The organism is Nostoc sp. JL23 (assembly GCF_017115065.1).
GTDB lineage: Bacteria > Cyanobacteriota > Cyanobacteriia > Cyanobacteriales > Nostocaceae > Nostoc > Nostoc punctiforme_A.
The window spans coordinates 1-14,843 of record NZ_JABXKN010000074.1 but is presented as its reverse complement, the minus strand read 5'-3'; the positions used below and the strand labels follow the sequence as shown (position 1 = coordinate 14,843).

Annotated in this window: 13 protein-coding genes and 4 pseudogenes; 9 read left to right on the top strand and 8 right to left on the bottom strand. The window is 43.9% G+C overall.

All coding sequences use genetic code 11. From position 1 onward, the window contains the following. The first annotated feature begins 480 nt into the window (after positions 1-480). Entirely contained in the window at positions 481-762 is a 282-nt protein-coding gene (locus HWQ42_RS15705; RefSeq protein WP_292813576.1) for a hypothetical protein, read from the top strand. A gap of 94 nt (positions 763-856) precedes the next feature. Here the strand turns inward: HWQ42_RS15705 and HWQ42_RS15700 are convergent, their stop codons facing one another. The 3 genes and pseudogenes from HWQ42_RS15700 to HWQ42_RS15690 form a co-directional block, all read right to left on the bottom strand. Further along, the gene (locus tag HWQ42_RS15700; RefSeq protein WP_292813574.1) at positions 857-1,684 is read right to left on the bottom strand and encodes a transposase; all 828 of its coding nucleotides are present in this window, start codon (positions 1,682-1,684) and stop codon (positions 857-859) included. After that, on the bottom strand, positions 1,660-1,869 hold the full coding sequence (locus HWQ42_RS15695) for a hypothetical protein (RefSeq protein WP_292813573.1): 210 nt from the start codon (positions 1,867-1,869) through the stop codon (positions 1,660-1,662). The genes HWQ42_RS15700 and HWQ42_RS15695 overlap by 25 nt, the downstream gene beginning before the upstream one ends. Positions 1,870-2,079: 210 nt before the next feature. Continuing rightward, positions 2,080-2,280 (bottom strand): annotated as a pseudogene (locus HWQ42_RS15690) (transposase); the annotation flags it as partial. Between the two features lie 132 nt (positions 2,281-2,412). Between HWQ42_RS15690 and HWQ42_RS15685 the strand changes: the two are divergent. The 4 genes and pseudogenes from HWQ42_RS15685 to treS form a co-directional block, all read left to right on the top strand. Beyond that, positions 2,413-2,871 (top strand): annotated as a pseudogene (locus HWQ42_RS15685) (recombinase family protein); the annotation flags it as partial. Between the two features lie 746 nt (positions 2,872-3,617). Next, positions 3,618-4,517 (top strand): annotated as a pseudogene (locus HWQ42_RS15680) (GMC family oxidoreductase); the annotation flags it as partial. Positions 4,518-4,724: 207 nt separating this feature from the next. Continuing rightward, entirely contained in the window at positions 4,725-4,931 is a 207-nt protein-coding gene (locus HWQ42_RS15675; RefSeq protein ID WP_292813580.1) for a hypothetical protein, read from the top strand. A 189-nt stretch (positions 4,932-5,120) separates the two neighbouring features. After that, on the top strand, positions 5,121-8,504 hold the full coding sequence (treS, locus tag HWQ42_RS15670; protein WP_292813571.1) for a maltose alpha-D-glucosyltransferase: 3,384 nt from the start codon (positions 5,121-5,123) through the stop codon (positions 8,502-8,504). 98 nt (positions 8,505-8,602) lie between these two features. On the opposite strand, the gene HWQ42_RS15665 is transcribed toward treS, so the two are convergent. Further along, positions 8,603-8,773 carry a hypothetical protein gene (locus HWQ42_RS15665; RefSeq protein ID WP_292813569.1) on the bottom strand — a complete coding sequence of 57 codons (171 nt, stop codon included), beginning with the start codon at positions 8,771-8,773 and terminating at the stop codon, positions 8,603-8,605. Between the two features lie 221 nt (positions 8,774-8,994). On the opposite strand from HWQ42_RS15665, the gene HWQ42_RS15660 reads away from it, so the two are divergent. The 3 genes from HWQ42_RS15660 (at position 8,995) to HWQ42_RS15650 (ending at position 10,194) form a co-directional block, all read left to right on the top strand. Next, complete coding sequence (locus HWQ42_RS15660; protein ID WP_292813567.1) at positions 8,995-9,165, top strand: hypothetical protein; 171 nt, start codon at positions 8,995-8,997, stop codon at positions 9,163-9,165. A 489-nt stretch (positions 9,166-9,654) separates the two neighbouring features. Continuing rightward, positions 9,655-9,984 carry a hypothetical protein gene (locus HWQ42_RS15655; RefSeq protein WP_292813565.1) on the top strand — a complete coding sequence of 110 codons (330 nt, stop codon included), beginning with the start codon at positions 9,655-9,657 and terminating at the stop codon, positions 9,982-9,984. A 48-nt stretch (positions 9,985-10,032) separates the two neighbouring features. After that, on the top strand, positions 10,033-10,194 hold the full coding sequence (locus tag HWQ42_RS15650; RefSeq protein ID WP_292813563.1) for a hypothetical protein: 162 nt from the start codon (positions 10,033-10,035) through the stop codon (positions 10,192-10,194). A 213-nt stretch (positions 10,195-10,407) separates the two neighbouring features. On the opposite strand, the gene HWQ42_RS15645 is transcribed toward HWQ42_RS15650, so the two are convergent. Both HWQ42_RS15645 and HWQ42_RS15640 read right to left on the bottom strand, forming a co-directional pair. Beyond that, positions 10,408-11,307 carry an aldo/keto reductase family oxidoreductase gene (locus HWQ42_RS15645; protein ID WP_292813561.1) on the bottom strand — a complete coding sequence of 300 codons (900 nt, stop codon included), beginning with the start codon at positions 11,305-11,307 and terminating at the stop codon, positions 10,408-10,410. A gap of 153 nt (positions 11,308-11,460) precedes the next feature. Continuing rightward, positions 11,461-12,426, bottom strand: a complete 966-nt coding sequence (locus HWQ42_RS15640) for an NADP-dependent oxidoreductase (RefSeq protein ID WP_292813559.1) — start codon at positions 12,424-12,426, stop codon at positions 11,461-11,463. A gap of 298 nt (positions 12,427-12,724) precedes the next feature. Here HWQ42_RS15640 and HWQ42_RS15635 point away from each other — a divergent pair, with 298 nt between their 5' ends. Beyond that, a complete protein-coding gene (locus HWQ42_RS15635) occupies positions 12,725-13,645 on the top strand; it encodes an AraC family transcriptional regulator (protein ID WP_292813557.1) in 921 nt (306 codons plus the stop codon). Positions 13,646-13,814: 169 nt separating this feature from the next. Here HWQ42_RS15635 and HWQ42_RS15630 read toward each other — a convergent pair. Both HWQ42_RS15630 and HWQ42_RS15625 read right to left on the bottom strand, forming a co-directional pair. Then, positions 13,815-14,505: pseudogene (locus HWQ42_RS15630) on the bottom strand (transposase); the annotation flags it as partial. A 13-nt stretch (positions 14,506-14,518) separates the two neighbouring features. After that, positions 14,519-14,758 carry a reverse transcriptase domain-containing protein gene (locus tag HWQ42_RS15625; RefSeq protein WP_292813577.1) on the bottom strand — a complete coding sequence of 80 codons (240 nt, stop codon included), beginning with the start codon at positions 14,756-14,758 and terminating at the stop codon, positions 14,519-14,521. Positions 14,759-14,843: the final 85 nt, after the last annotated feature.

Below are 14,843 nucleotides of genomic sequence, written 5' to 3'. Positions count from 1 at the left end.
TGAATTATTGAGATTAAATCCTAATAAACGTAAGTACTACCAACAAGGACAAAGGTCTATGAAGCTTATTTTATCTGCATCCTAGCCCTTTTTGTCCCCCCGTAAGGAGAATAGTAATAAAATCAATGTCACTCAAGTATGGGTTAAAGGCATTAAGTGCAATAGAACCATGAATATAAAAGCCTTCTATCAGACCCGGAAGTTCGATTTGTAATGACAACAAATAATCATTTAATACTGGATGAATACATTCTGGGATGCGAGTATCCATAGTCAATAAACCGCATTACCTTTATTTTTAATCTTGCGCTCCAATTCAATAATAAGGCCACCTTCATTGGCGGGCTATTAGGCATCACACTCCGCTCACGTGCCCAAAAAGCAATCTATACCCATCACCCATACAACAATAAGCAAAATGTTTCTGATTCGCTGATAAGTTCTTGTATTCTGGGATACCAGTTCTTTGTGGAGAGCCGAATGATTCCTATAGATATGAAACGACTGATCAAAAAAACCTCTAACCCAGTTCGCAAGAAAACAGAAGTAACCCCACCACCCACTGAACCCATTGAGATGCCTGATAGCCAAAATATTCCTGAAACAGTGATTGAACCAAATCGCGCCGCTCCCATTGAAGACTACGTTTCCGAATCCGAATACATTTCTGAACACTATCGCCCCCTACGCTCTGTGGGTAACTCCGGGTGGCAACCGTCTAATGTGTGGCGCGAGTTGAGAGTTGATAATTTCTGTGAGTAAATTAAGCTCTGACTGAATAAAAATTAATATATCTATCATGCTAAATTACCTTCAAAAAAGCTATGAAACGCTTACTAGAACACCGATTCAGTAATCAGGATGAAGTAGCAGACTGCTCAGTGGTGTGAGTAAAAATTTTGGCAAGGACATGAAGATTATGAACAACGGCGGTACGGCGAAGATCGAAGAGATTTTTGCGAGAACCAACGTAACGAGCTTGATCCCCCTGCCATCGACCAATGTGGGATAAGGAATGCTCAACAGCAACACGTTCACGGAGCTTGGCACGACCAACAAGGCTGAGTTGACGTTGTTGTAGTTCCCGAAATAATGGTTCATCAGGATGAATAGAAACACTGCGCCCAGTTTTGGAAGTAGTACAGCGTTCCCTGAACGGACAAGTTGCACAAATATTTTTGGGGAACTGAACTTTGCCACCGACACTAAAAGGTACAGTGACTTGATTAGGGCAGCAAATAGTCTGATTGTCCCAATCCAGGATAAAAGCAGTTTTAGTAAATCGCTTACCGTTTTTTACTTGCCAGGCTTTACAGTAAATAGTCAGTTGGTCATCTCTGTTTTGAACCAAAGAACTACTTAAGTAAGCACGGTCGATATGTAACTCAACCAAGTTTACTTTCTGGTATTTTAAGTCAGTAGCAATTGCATCAGTGACAGATGCTTCAGGTACATTCGCTCTTGTGACTCCAACGGCTCGAACCAGCCCATTGTCTAAATCTCGTAAAATATGACGTTTATAACCATCAAATCGCTGGCTTTTACTTTTACGCCCATGTCTCATCTCTTCATCTTCAATTGAGATGCGTCGTTCTTTGGCAACACCAGAGAGTAGTTTTATCTCGCCATGAGCATCCACTTCCACATCTTGCGCTTCAATTAACCTTGCGGTTTCCAACGCCAAACGAACTTGAGGGTGTTCAGTATTTTCTGGTTGTGCTTGCTCAGTTCTTCTTGAAATTTCTCATCAAATAATTGATGGCGATATTGCCGTAAGAATGTAAACAACTTTGCTCGTTTAATCCGCTTAGCAATACTTTGCTCTGCTGCTGATAGTTCTATCGGTGGATTCCAATTTTCTGGCCGCATACGTAGATTCTCTGCTTGCGAAGCTCACATTTATTACCTGAATCTACCTCAATTCAGGTTATCCCTCTCCAAAAGATTTTGTTAAATATTGCTTAGAGCTTATTTGTCGCTATAAGTCTTGGCTGGCAAGCGTTTTCTACACTTTATTCTCTATTGTTTATTTCTCTTTGGGCTGATTTTTCTTTTGCTCTCCGATTACTGAATCGGTGTTCTAGGTGGACGACTATCATGCAGCGCTGCATAAATACTCGACCATTGGCGTCGAAATACCGGGCTTTGAGACAAACTGACAAATGATGGGGTACTTGGACTTGTTAATACTGCATCCATCAACTCAAATACTGCGTCTTTGGCCTTGCCCAGGCAATCATACAGAGCTTGGCGGAATTTTTCTAATTGTGTCAGCATCATAGCTGTCAATGATTTATTAACAATATCCATTGACTTTACGGCAGTCAGTGTCATTACTGACTGCTTTTCTCTAGCTCTTTAGTCCAAACTCCAGTCAAATTATAGTTCAAATCACAATTAGGATTAGAAGCTCAATTAGAATTGTGTCGGCAGGTAGCCAAACAATTAGGATTAGAAATTATTGGCGAATTTCAGGAGACAATTAGCGGAAAGATAGACCCCAAGGAACGCCCTATTTTCTGTCAAGCCGTGACATTGGCTCAAATGAATGGCAGCAAGATTATGGTAGCTAAACTCGATCGCTTCAGCCGTGAGATGTATCACGTCAGTAGCTTTACTAAAAAATATATGTGGGGAAAAGAAACGCCAGATTTATTAATAGCTTCATCGCCTAGAATGAGTCAGATGGAAATTTACATTTGGGCAATGCTGGCAGAACAAGAAAGAAAACAAATAGGTGAGCGTACCCGCGCTGCCTTGGCAGTGAAGAAAGCCCAAGGGGCACAACTAGGCAAGGCAGGAAAAACGGCTTCTGTAGCAAAGGCAAGGGCCAATTCGGAAGGTGTGATCGCACTTTGGGATTTAGGGTAATTGGCAGACTTTAGACTGGCAAGGATGCCAGAATAGCCCCGTCAGAATGACCGGGAATGCCATTGAAATTACTATGCAGTATAGAATCATCGATTGCAAAATCTGCCATGCAGAAGCAAAAATTTGAGCTTCTTTATCATCGGCAGGCTGCCAGAGAATAGGTTGCTTTCCTCTGATTTTCAATGCATTTTCAAAAAGCACTGAATTGATGAATTCATAAGTCTAGATGTTACCTGATTTTGAGCAATAATTTAAATATCCTGCTCCAATGATGTAGCCACGTTTTGCTTCTTCAGGCGACATATCTAAATATTGAAGATTGAACATTTTAGGCATCGAAGTCCCGTTAATTTCTGGGTTAATGTTCCGTGTAGATTAATTACCTATTGTCCTCAACCTAAGAAACCCGATCTTCAGATGGAGTGGTTTTTACCTCCATCTTCTTAACCCCAACTCAGATTAAAATAAATGCTTGTCATACCACAAAATATTTATGCAAGAGTTCTCTTGTTTACGACCAGATGATTTACTTCGTAGCTTGAGTGAAGTTGCAGACGTATCAATTACTGAAATAATTCTTTGTATAAATCAGCTATTATTGTATCAATATAATTAAAAATAAGTGCGAATATTAATAAACTTCTTTTCTAGGCAACGCTGCCGCGAACGTCGCTACACCCGACACCCAAAAGCCTTATGAATAATCGATTTGCCGATATCAAGTGTGCTATGCATTTCTGCCCTTCATGCTTCTGCCACAGGTTTCCAAGATGAAGTTAAATTCTAAGTATGACTACATTGTTATTGGTGCGGGTTCGGCAGGCTGCGTTGTCGCCAACCGAATGTCACAAAACAGTGATACAACTGTGTTACTACTTGAAGCAGGCAATGCGGATACGAAACCGGAGATTCATATTCCGCCGGAATGTGTCAATCTACAAGGCTCCGAAGTGGACTGGGGCTATTTCTCTGAACCAGAGCCGTACTTGAACCATCGCAAAATGTTTTGTCCCCGTGGCAAAGTTTTGGGGGGCAGCAGTTCAATTAATCTTATGATTTATATCCGGGGCAATCCTTACGATTATGACCACTGGCAGGCACTAGGAAATCCCGGTTGGTCGTACCAAGATGTTTTGCCCTATTTTAAAAAATCTGAGAACCAGCAACGTGGTGCCAATGCTTACCACGGGGTTGATGGTGAGTTGAGCGTCACTGATCTGATTTCCCCTGCTGTAGTATCCCAACGCTTTGTCGATGCCTGTGTAGCAATGGGATACGACTACAATCCTGATTTCAACGGGATGCAGCAGTCAGGAACCGGACTTTATCAGGTGACAATCAAAGATGGCTTTCGGCATAGTGCCGCCGCTGCCTTCCTTTTGCCGATTCTCCAGCGTCCTAATTTGACCATAATGACAGGAGCGTTGGTGACTCGCTTGTTGTTTGAGCAAACTCGCGCTGTTGGAGTGGAATATCTGCACGAGGGAATGCTGTATCAGGTCAGGGTCAACCAGGAAGTAATTTTAAGTGCGGGCGCGTTCGAGTCACCCAAGTTGCTGCTGCAAAGCGGCATTGGCGATGCAGAATACCTGCAAGGACTAAGAATTTCTGTCGTGGCTGATTTGCCAGGAGTTGGTCAAAACCTGCAAGACCACCTTATCTTTCCAATAGTTCAACAGACGACTCAAGAGGTATACCCTGCCATCACCAGCAATGTGTCTGAAGCCGGACTTTTTTTACATAGCGAGGGTAATCTGGAGGCTGCACCCGATGTCCAGTTCTTCTTCGGTCCCGATATATATTTACCGCCTGGCTATGTTCGCCCTGATTGGGGATTCACGGGTGTAGTCTCTTTGACTCATTTCCAAAACATTGGCAGTGTCAGTTTGCGCTCTGAAAGCGAAAAGCTTGAACGATATTGTGCAATGACAGGTAGACCAACAACTGATGTCATTCGGGAATTGATTCGCTCTCTTGAACAAGAGGCTCTTATGGAGGAAGCAGGGAGCAAAAGAGATAGTTCAAGTGAAGATTCAACTTTGCATGAACAAGAACGCTAACCCTGGCTTATTGAGATATTACTATGATTATTTATCACTAAATACTAAATATCGCTCGTTTGGTAGTTTTATAACTTTAGTAAGAAAATGTATATATTACTCGTGTAAGTTAAATCAGCTGATAATCTTAGCCATCGTATCAAGTAAAAATATAGTTCTATTAGATATGCGATCGCATATCTTCTTAAAATGCCAAACTCCAACTTCAAAGATGACTCCTTATGGTTCAAAAATGCAATTATCTACGAACTAGGTGTTCGCACCTTTGCAGACAGTAATGGTGATGGTATTGGTGATTTTCCAGGGCTGACAGAAAAACTAGACTATTTACAAGATTTAGGTATTACTGCCATTTGGTTGTTACCTTTTTTCCCTTCACCACTCAGAGATGATGGTTACGATATTGCCGATTACACTAGTATCAATCCTATCTATGGCACGCTAGAAGACTTTAAAGCGTTTTTGAGGGCTGCTCATCAGCGCGGTATTCGTGTAATTATTGAGTTAATTATTAACCATACCTCTGACCAACATCCTTGGTTTCAAAGGGCACGTCGCGCCCCGAAAGGCAGTCAGGAGCGAGATTTTTATGTTTGGAGTGATACTCCTGAGAAATACCAAGAAGCGCGAATTATCTTCCAAGATTTTGAGACATCTAACTGGGCTTGGGATTCAGTTGCCCAAGCTTATTGCTGGCATCGTTTCTATTCCCATCAGCCGGATTTGAATTATGACAATCCCTTGGTGCGCCAAGCAGTATTTGATGTTTTAGATTTTTGGTTGGAGATGGGTGTAGATGGGCTACGCATGGATGCTGTGCCTTATCTATACGAACGGCAAGGAACGAACTGTGAAAACTTACCCGAAACCCATGCGTTTTTAAAGGAGTTGCGATCGCACATCGACACCAAATTTCCTAACCGGATGTTACTAGCTGAGGCGAACCAATGGCCTGAAGATGCAGCTCAATATTACGGTGCGGGGGATGAGTGTCACATGAACTTTCATTTTCCTCTAATGCCGCGTTTGTTTATGGCAGTGCGGATGGAAGATAATTTTCCGATTGTAGATATTCTCCAGCAAACTCCATCCATTCCTGATAACTGTCAGTGGGCATTGTTCCTCCGCAACCATGACGAACTGACTCTAGAAATGGTGACAGATGAAGACCGCGATTTTATGTATGGGGCCTATGCACAAGACCCAATGATGCGGGTAAATTTAGGCATCCGCCGCAGATTAGCGCCGCTTTTGGGCAATGACCGCCGCCAAATTGAGTTACTCAATAGTTTACTATTATCTTTGCCAGGAACTCCCGTACTTTACTACGGTGATGAAATTGGCATGGGAGATAATGTTTATCTAGGCGATCGCAATGGTGTTCGCACACCTATGCAGTGGAGTTCTGACCGCAACGCTGGTTTTAGTCGCGCCAACCCGCAACGCTTATATCTACCCGTCATCGTTGACTCAGAATATCACTACGAAGCACTCAACGTCGAGGCACAACGGACTAATACCAATTCTCTCTGGTATTGGATGAAACGTTTACTCGCTACTCGCAAACGGTTTGCGGCATTGGGTGAAGGGCGTTTTGAATTGGTACAGTCTAATAATCGCAAAGTTTTTGCCTTCAGCCGGATTGCTTCTGAAGAATATGTCTTGGTAGTCGCAAATTTATCTCGTTATGTGCAAACGGTGGCGTTAGATTTATCAACCTTCAATGGGCTAATACCAATAGAAATTTTTGGTTCCACTGAGTTTCCAGCGATCGCAGAATCGCCTTATTTCCTCAGCTTAAGTCCTTACGGGTTTTACTGGTTCACCTTACAGCGTAAACCTAGCTTGACTCAATCTCTTAAACCCCAAGCAGACTTAGCAACTCTGTCGGTAAATGGTTCATGGCACAATGTGATTTGGCAACGAGAGTCACAAAGCATTCTACAATCAACACTGCGGGATTACCTCTACACCTGTAGCTGGTTTGGCGGCAAAACTCAGACTGTACAATCAGTACAAATCATTGAAGCGATTTCTTTACCCTATAACCAGCAGATAGCTGAAATTGTTTGGTTGCAGGTAGATTATATCCAGGGAAACCGCGAAACATATCTGTTGTTTCTCGCCTATGCAGAAGGTGAGCAAGCAACACATCTTTTGGCAGAAATGCCGCAAGCTGTGATTGCACGGCTTGGGGTGCAAGGCAAAATAGATACTCCTCCATCCAATACTCAAGAAGTTGGAATTTTATTTGATGCTTTAGCAGACAAAAACTTTCTCACCTCACTGCTAGATGGGATTGCTAATCATCACTCTTATAAAGGGATAACCGGAGAATTATTTGGCACTACTACAGATTCATTCTCCCAATTGCGCCAAGAGTTAACTAATAGCGAGCCGACTGTCCTAAATAAAGAAGAACACACTTATATAGTTTATGGCGATCGCTTGTTGCTGAAACTCTTCCGTAAAGTCGAGGAGGGTTTGCACCCAGATTTAGAAATCCGGCGTTTCCTATACCAGAAAAAACGCTTGCAACACTCAGTTTTGCTAGCTGGTGCTTTAGAGTACCGCCGTGCAAGAAAAACAGGCAATAACACTGCCCTACCTACAACTATAGGCATATTACAAGAATTTATTTTAGATACCCGTAGTGGCTGGGACTACACTCTTGACAGTTTGCAAAAGTATTTTGATTTAGTGACCACAGAACACGCCACTATTACCGAAGTACCTCTGACATCGGGTTCTTTGTTGGATTTACAGAGAATTGAAATTCCAGAATTGGCAATTGCAACTATCACTTCTTACCTACAAAGTGTTGAACTGTTGGGTAAATCCACAGCCCAATTCCATACAGCGCTGGCTACAAATATAGATAGCTCAGACTTTGCTCCAGAATCTTTTTCATCGCTATATCAACGTTCGATATATCAAAATGCACGTAACCTAACCGGGCAAGTATTTCGCTTGTTAAAAGAACGAATAGAGCGCTTGCCGAACAATACTCAACCATTAGCATTAGAAGTTCTTAATAGACAACAGGAAATTTTAGAACGCTTTCAGTTAGTTGTCAGACAAAAAATTACTGCATTGCGGACTCGTTATCATGGAAACTACCAATTGGGGCAAGTATTTTACACAGGAAAAGACTTTTTGATTACTGATTTTGAAGGCAAAGCAGATCGCAGTTTAAGCGAACGACGCATCAAGCGATCGCCTCTACAAGATGTAGCAGGAATGTTGCTATCTTTCAACTATGCAATTAACGAGGCTCTGGGCTATCAAAAAGAATCTGGGATGATCCTGCCTGAAAATTTACCCCTTATAGAACAATGGGGACAGTTTTGGTATACCTGGGTCAGTATTAGCTTTTTGAACTCTTATTTAGAAACTGCTAATCAAGAATCTTTCCTTCCAAACACAAGAGAAGAACTAGATGTGCTGCTTTTTGCCTATCTTCTAGAACAAGCAATTGATGCACTAGGCTATGAACTAAATAATCGCTCTGATTGGGTAAAAATTCCACTCCAATTTATTCTGCAATTATTAGACATGTCCAGAAATATATAACTCTTTTTGTGTAAGGGTTTTAGAGAAAATTTGTATGTCTCTAAAGAACCCAACAATAAGGATTTGATATAGTTGCTGATAATTTATAGGTTAAAGAATTACTCAGTACCCTCACTATTGATGAGCGTTGCGGCGTGATGCTGGAGTTTGAGGGTTGTCTTGACCCTGACAAATTTGCTCAACTGGTGACAGATGCCCCACAGTGGACTGAATGGATGGGGTGATTTTTCGGCACAGATTGCGATCGCTAAAAGGTCAGTTCCTCCCAAGTAAAAAAAACTAACTTTTTTACTTGTATATTCAACTTCATAATCTCAAACAAATACACCTACTTTCGTGCGTTCACATACAAGTTACGGGAGCAACCTGGATCTCAATTGGACTAGTGTGTTGATTTGGGACGAGAAAAAACCAAGAGCAGATTCTGACCAATTAAAACTCTTATACCATGTCAAACTAAAAGACAAAGTGTTAACGGAGGTTTTTAAAGATGGATTCTGTAGCCCAACTTGAGTCAGGATGGCACGATAGCGCACTTGAGAGCATTATAAATATAGTCAGAGCGCCCGATGGTGATTTTGAGAGTATTGGCAACCTCGCAAATACTATTGCTGATTTGCATAGCTTACAAAAAATAAATGCGGCTTGGATGCAAATTTAGTATGGTGTTGAGCAGAGGAGCAGAGGGGAAAGAACTTATACAAGGATTTTCCTCTGCACCCCCTGTACCCATGACTTCTTCATCGCGCTAATGACTATCTAAAAAGCGTTATCTCATCGTTTTTGTGGATATTTACGACCTCATCCATAATTGGGGTGCTCATGTACGTGAGAGCTAAAACTGATTCTTCTTTGATGCTAGTTAAGCGGACGTATGCGATAGTTTCTTCTGGGTTGAGTCCAGCCACAACAATTCTATCCATTGGCAGTAAATCATTACTTGTCGGCAATGCGTAGCTTGCTACTTTAAGTAAAGTACGTGTTGTCGGGTGGCAGTGACGAGAAGATGGTGGAGTTTAAAGCGCTGGCTGTAAAGCATCGGCACGTTATCAAAAATTACTTGAATGTGACTATCTCGGAAAAACTTACTTCCATAGCGTAGGCGTAGCCCGTCGTAGACATCGCTCAGAAGTTACTTGCCAAAATTGATTTGAAGTTGGATTATGTCGGTCGATTGGGCAAGCGTGAAAATCGGGAGTGTGTTTATCAATTCGTTGCCCCTGATGACCAGCGTGATTCGATTTTTTGGCAGTGGTTAAATCGGGACGAACTGTTTCTTAGTGAGTCGGTGTCAGTCACGGACAATATAGAGTTACAAACACCAGGTATTGACACGGAATCTCTTGATATTCCCCAAACATTAGATGAGGCTGTTCAGGGGTGGAAGGGGCTGAAGCTGAAATTGCAGCAAGGTTTGGACAGCGCTGGTCAGTTCTACACTGAGTTAGTCTCCAAGGAAGGCGAGGCTGAGGTTTTTTAATTCAAAATTCAAAATGCAAAATTAATTTTGCATTTTGAATTTTGAATTTTGAATTGGAGCGTTCGCGCAGCGTCTCCAAGAGTTGCGACTCGCCTTACTGGAATGGGTATTTGGGGCAATGGCTCCTTTGGGTTAACTTTGGGAGCGAGTGTAGGTCTTGTGCGATTGGCTAGTGGGGGTGTAGGTGATGTAGCTTGGGGATATCGCTAAACGTCACTACCAAAATTGATTTTGTTCATACGAATACGAATGCGAGTCAGGCGTTGGCGAAATAGCTGCCTTCATGAAAGTGCTATGCGATCGTGATACCTTGTCGAACTCAATATAAAGGTGCTTCAGTGTCCGTATGAGTACGTTCGGTAAATATTGGTATCCTTCTTGTGCCAAGAGTTTGTCAAGCAGTTTGTGTCAAAGCTCAAATTACTAACTGAAGCGATCTGCCAGCGGTTTTGCTGCGATCGCGTTCAGGTCAGCCACCGTTTGCTGCTCCAGTTGCAGCACCGCAGCTTTGACATTCTGACGTAAATGCTCAACCGATGACGTGCCGGGAATCAGCAAGATATTGGGGGAGCGCTGAAGCAACCATGCCAGCGCTACTTGCATCGGTGTTGCGTCTAAAGACTTGGCGACGCTTTCAAGTACCGAAGATTGTAGCGGCGTGAACCCGCCCAGCGGGAAGAACGGCACATAAGCGATGCCCTGCTGTGCGAGGTCGTCAATGAAAGCGTCATCTTCCTGGTGTGCCACGTTGTACTGGTTCTGCACACAGACAATCTGCGTGATCGTTTGCGCCTCTGCCAACTGCGTAGGCGTGACATTGCTCAAACCGAGGTGACGAATTAATCCCTGCTTCTTAAGTTCGGCTAAAGTCGTCAGCGGCTCGACCAGAGAACCCTCCGATGGTCCGTGACCATCACCCATCAAGCGGAGATTGACGACATCGATCGTATCGAGTCCAAGGTTACGCAGGTTGTCGTGAATCGCTTCAGTCAGATCCTGCCGCGACATCGCAAGAACCCATGAGCCATCTTCAGGACGACGCGCTCCAACCTTGGTTACAATTACCAAATCTTCGGGGTAGGGATACAGCGCTTGTCGGATAATCTGATTCGTGATGTGAGGTCCGTAGAAGTCGCTCGTATCGATGTGATTAATGCCAAGTGAGATCGCTTCGCGCAAAACGGCAACGGCTGCATCCACATCTCGTGGCGCACCCCATACATTCGGACCCGCGAGTTGCATAGCACCATAGCCTATGCGCTTCATTGTGATTGAGGTGTTCGGCAGCGTAAAATTGCTGCCAAGGTTCGTTTGCTCAGACATATCGTTACTTTCTCCAAGAATTTTTTAGTGATTTAACGAAAGCAATACAGCATCATCTCCCTGACTTTTTGAGGGTTTTCTTGAGATGCTTTCATTCTGTACAGGGTTTGTTGAGAGTAGAGTTATTGTAAAAGCTGGAAATTCAATCAACTCTTATTCGCCGCTCACGCGCAACACGATTTTGCCCAGATAGTGCTGTTTCATCGCTGACTGCGCTTGTGCGGCCTCTTCCAGCCCAAATGTCTGCGCGATGTGAACTTGAAACTCACCCATATCGATCAATCGGTTGAGTTGATCTAACAACATCCGGTTGGCGAACCCATTTGCTTTCTTGAGTTCCACACCGTCGGGTGCTAATGGTTCGGGCATCACGCCATTAGGAAAGGCGATCGTTCCGCCCTGACGTACCAAACTCAGCGTGGATTGAACGGTGTCGCCGCCCACCAGCACCAGCGCGATATCGAAGCCATCGGGCGCAAAGGCACGGGCGCGTTGCACAACGTCGTCGCTATGTCCGTCTACTGCTTCATCCGCCCCCAACTGCTTAACCAAAGCTACACCGTCTGCACCCGATGCGATCGCGAAAACGTTCGCGCCCATGCGTTTAGCCAGTTGTAGCGCAACGTGACCGACGCCACCGCTCGCGCCCCACAGCATCAATTTGGTTTTGTTGCCTGTCCCCGACACTTGCAAATTACTGAGTGCCGTTACACCAGCAATGGGTAGCCCGCCCGCCATCAACATATCGAGACCATCGGGCATCGGCGCGACCGTCTCTGAAGAGACGACGACGTATTCTGCATAGCTACCGCCCTTGTCGTTCATGAAGCTCTGGGCGTAAACGCGATCGCCAACAGCAAAACGCTCTACGCCATCGCCAATCGCAACAATAGTGCCTGCACATTCGCCGCCCAGTACACGCGGAAAGTGAACTTTGTTATACACCAGTTCACCTTCCCGCTCCAGCGCATCCCAGCCGCCAACTCCGGCAATCTCGATGCGAATCAAAACTTCGCCCGCGTCTACTGTAGGCACGGGTAAGGTGTGCAACGTCAGCTTGTCAGCATGACCGAACTCGTCAACCGCCATTGCTTTCATTTGTTGGGGAGTATTTTGCATAAATAGGTTCTCCTGCTAATTGCTTGAGTTGTTATTGATTGGTTTAGAGGCGTAAAACTGCTAACAAAGTTTGTTTGGACGAATTGCCATTTTCTCCAAAAAGTTTTTAATCGTTTAAGGAAAGCAATGCGGCATTGTTCTGTTGGACTCTGTAACGTTTGAGATGCTTTCATCTTACAAATTCGATCCAGCGTTTCCAATGCCTAAAGCTCTTTAATCTTTGCCTATTTCTCCAACGTGGATAACTTGAAGGCATTCTATAATCGTGTAGGGCGTTGAATGAATTGAGGTTTTACCAATGACAGTCAAAATTCCCAATTCTGATGTCGTTGCAGAGCAGTGCCAAGCGCTGGCGACATTAGTAGCGCGGCACACCGAACCCAATGGCACCCGGATCTATCCAACTGCGATCGCACCCTTGAGCCTTTCGCGATCGGATGCATCCTCTACCATCATCTACCAAGATTATCAACCGGGTCTCGCCCTTCTCGTTCAAGGCAAGAAAGACATGGTGTTGGGGAAAGAAACGTATACTTATGAGGCAGGGCAATGTTTTGTTGTCTCAGTTGATCTTCCCCTCGGTAGATGTATTGTTGAGGCGACACCCGATCAACCGTATTTAGGATTAAAGCTGACTCTAGATTCAATGCAACTCTGTGAGATGGTTGCTCAAATGAATTTCAGTTCGGGGAAGAAAGAAAACTCTGTCCGAGGCTTATTTGTAAGCAACGCTGATGCCACGTTGCTCGACTGTGCCCTTCGACTCACTAAGCTCTTAGATACACGCCAAGATATTCCCATGCTGGCACCGATGATGATTCGGGAAATCTACTACCGTCTGCTGATGGGAGAACAAAGTGAAGCCGTGCGCCAAATTGCTACATCCGGCAGCAGTATGCAGCGGATTGCTTCAGCGATCAAACGGATCAAGTCTAACTTTACTCAGCCGATGCGAGTCGAGGACTTAGCAAAGCAAGTGAGAATGTCTACTTCGTCGTTTCATCAGCATTTCAAGCAAGTGACCTCAATGAGTCCACTTCAATATCAAAAGCAGTTAAGACTGTCAGAAGCCCGTCGCCTGATGCTGACGGAAGGTTGCGATGCCACCTCTGCTGCCTATCAGGTTGGATACGAAAGTCCCTCACAGTTCAGCCGAGAATACTCCCGCTTGTTCGGTGCACCACCGATGCGAGACATCGAACGGTTACGAGCAACTTGACTTGAACTTCTTGACAGATTTCCCATTGATCATCTGTTTGGCTTGCTCTAGCTTCTGCTCTGGCCCACCTGTGATCGCTTCAATCTAGCGGGGTAGCCTTCGTAGCAGTGAGATGGAGTTTAAGGATCTTGACCCGAATGGCACTAAGAAAAGCCAAAACACTTGTGGTTTAAGCAGTTTGCAATTGCTTGCGTAATTCATGCCGGGGTTTGGTCATCAAGGGATAAGCTTTTGGGCGACGTTTCCGAACTCGTGGTTCACTTCTTGCGGGGCGATCGCTCACAGTCTTGTGAGCAATAACTTTAAGTAAAGTGAAATAAATTTGAAGACGTTTTTGAGAAAAAGCGGCTAACAATTGGGGAATAAAGTTATTTAAATGATGGCGAGTACCTTGCTTTCGATTTGCGTAATGGAGAAGTGCCATAAGTAGTACCTGCCGACCACATCAAACTACGAAGTAGATTGTAAGCCAGCAAATAAACATAAATTTCTTTACGTACCATAGAAGGAGTTTTACAGCGCAAAACATCCATTCCTAGAGTAGTTTTTAGATGTCTCAAATCTAGTTCAACATCCCAACGTTTACCGTAAAGCCCAACAATATCCAAAGTAGAATAAGTTGTTTTATCTAGGAGAGTAGTAATTAAACTAACTTGTTCAGTACGAAAGCCAGGAACAACAATGTAATAATAAATCTCTCGCACCGTTCTGTTTGAAGGTAAAGCATGAAATTCATCTTTACTCAATCCTTGTGGACATTTTTTAGGCTTATACCAAGTTACCAGTTTGTCACAACTCCCAATAATTTTGCCTTTACGCATCGTGGTTTTTCGGGCTTGGTGTTTCCTAAAAACTGCATCACTATTTAGATTTTTAAAGGTTTTTAACTTCTTCACCAATCCGTTTACAAAAGGCAAGTACCTTCTTCTTGGATGGCTTTATTAGTAGTTTCCCATCATAGTGTCGGGAGTTGAACCCCAGGAAGTCGAAGCCATCTTCCATTGACATGATTTGCGTCTTCTCAGCGCTGAGTTCTAGACCACGTTTTGACATCCATGCTTGAATTAGGTCTTGGGCAGTTTCAAGACTTTTCCTGTCTTTAGCCGTAACGATAAGGGACTTCCATAAAATAAACTATTCCACCAACAGTAATGATAATCATTTTAAAGGGGGGATGAAGGGGCTGCCGACGGCAGCC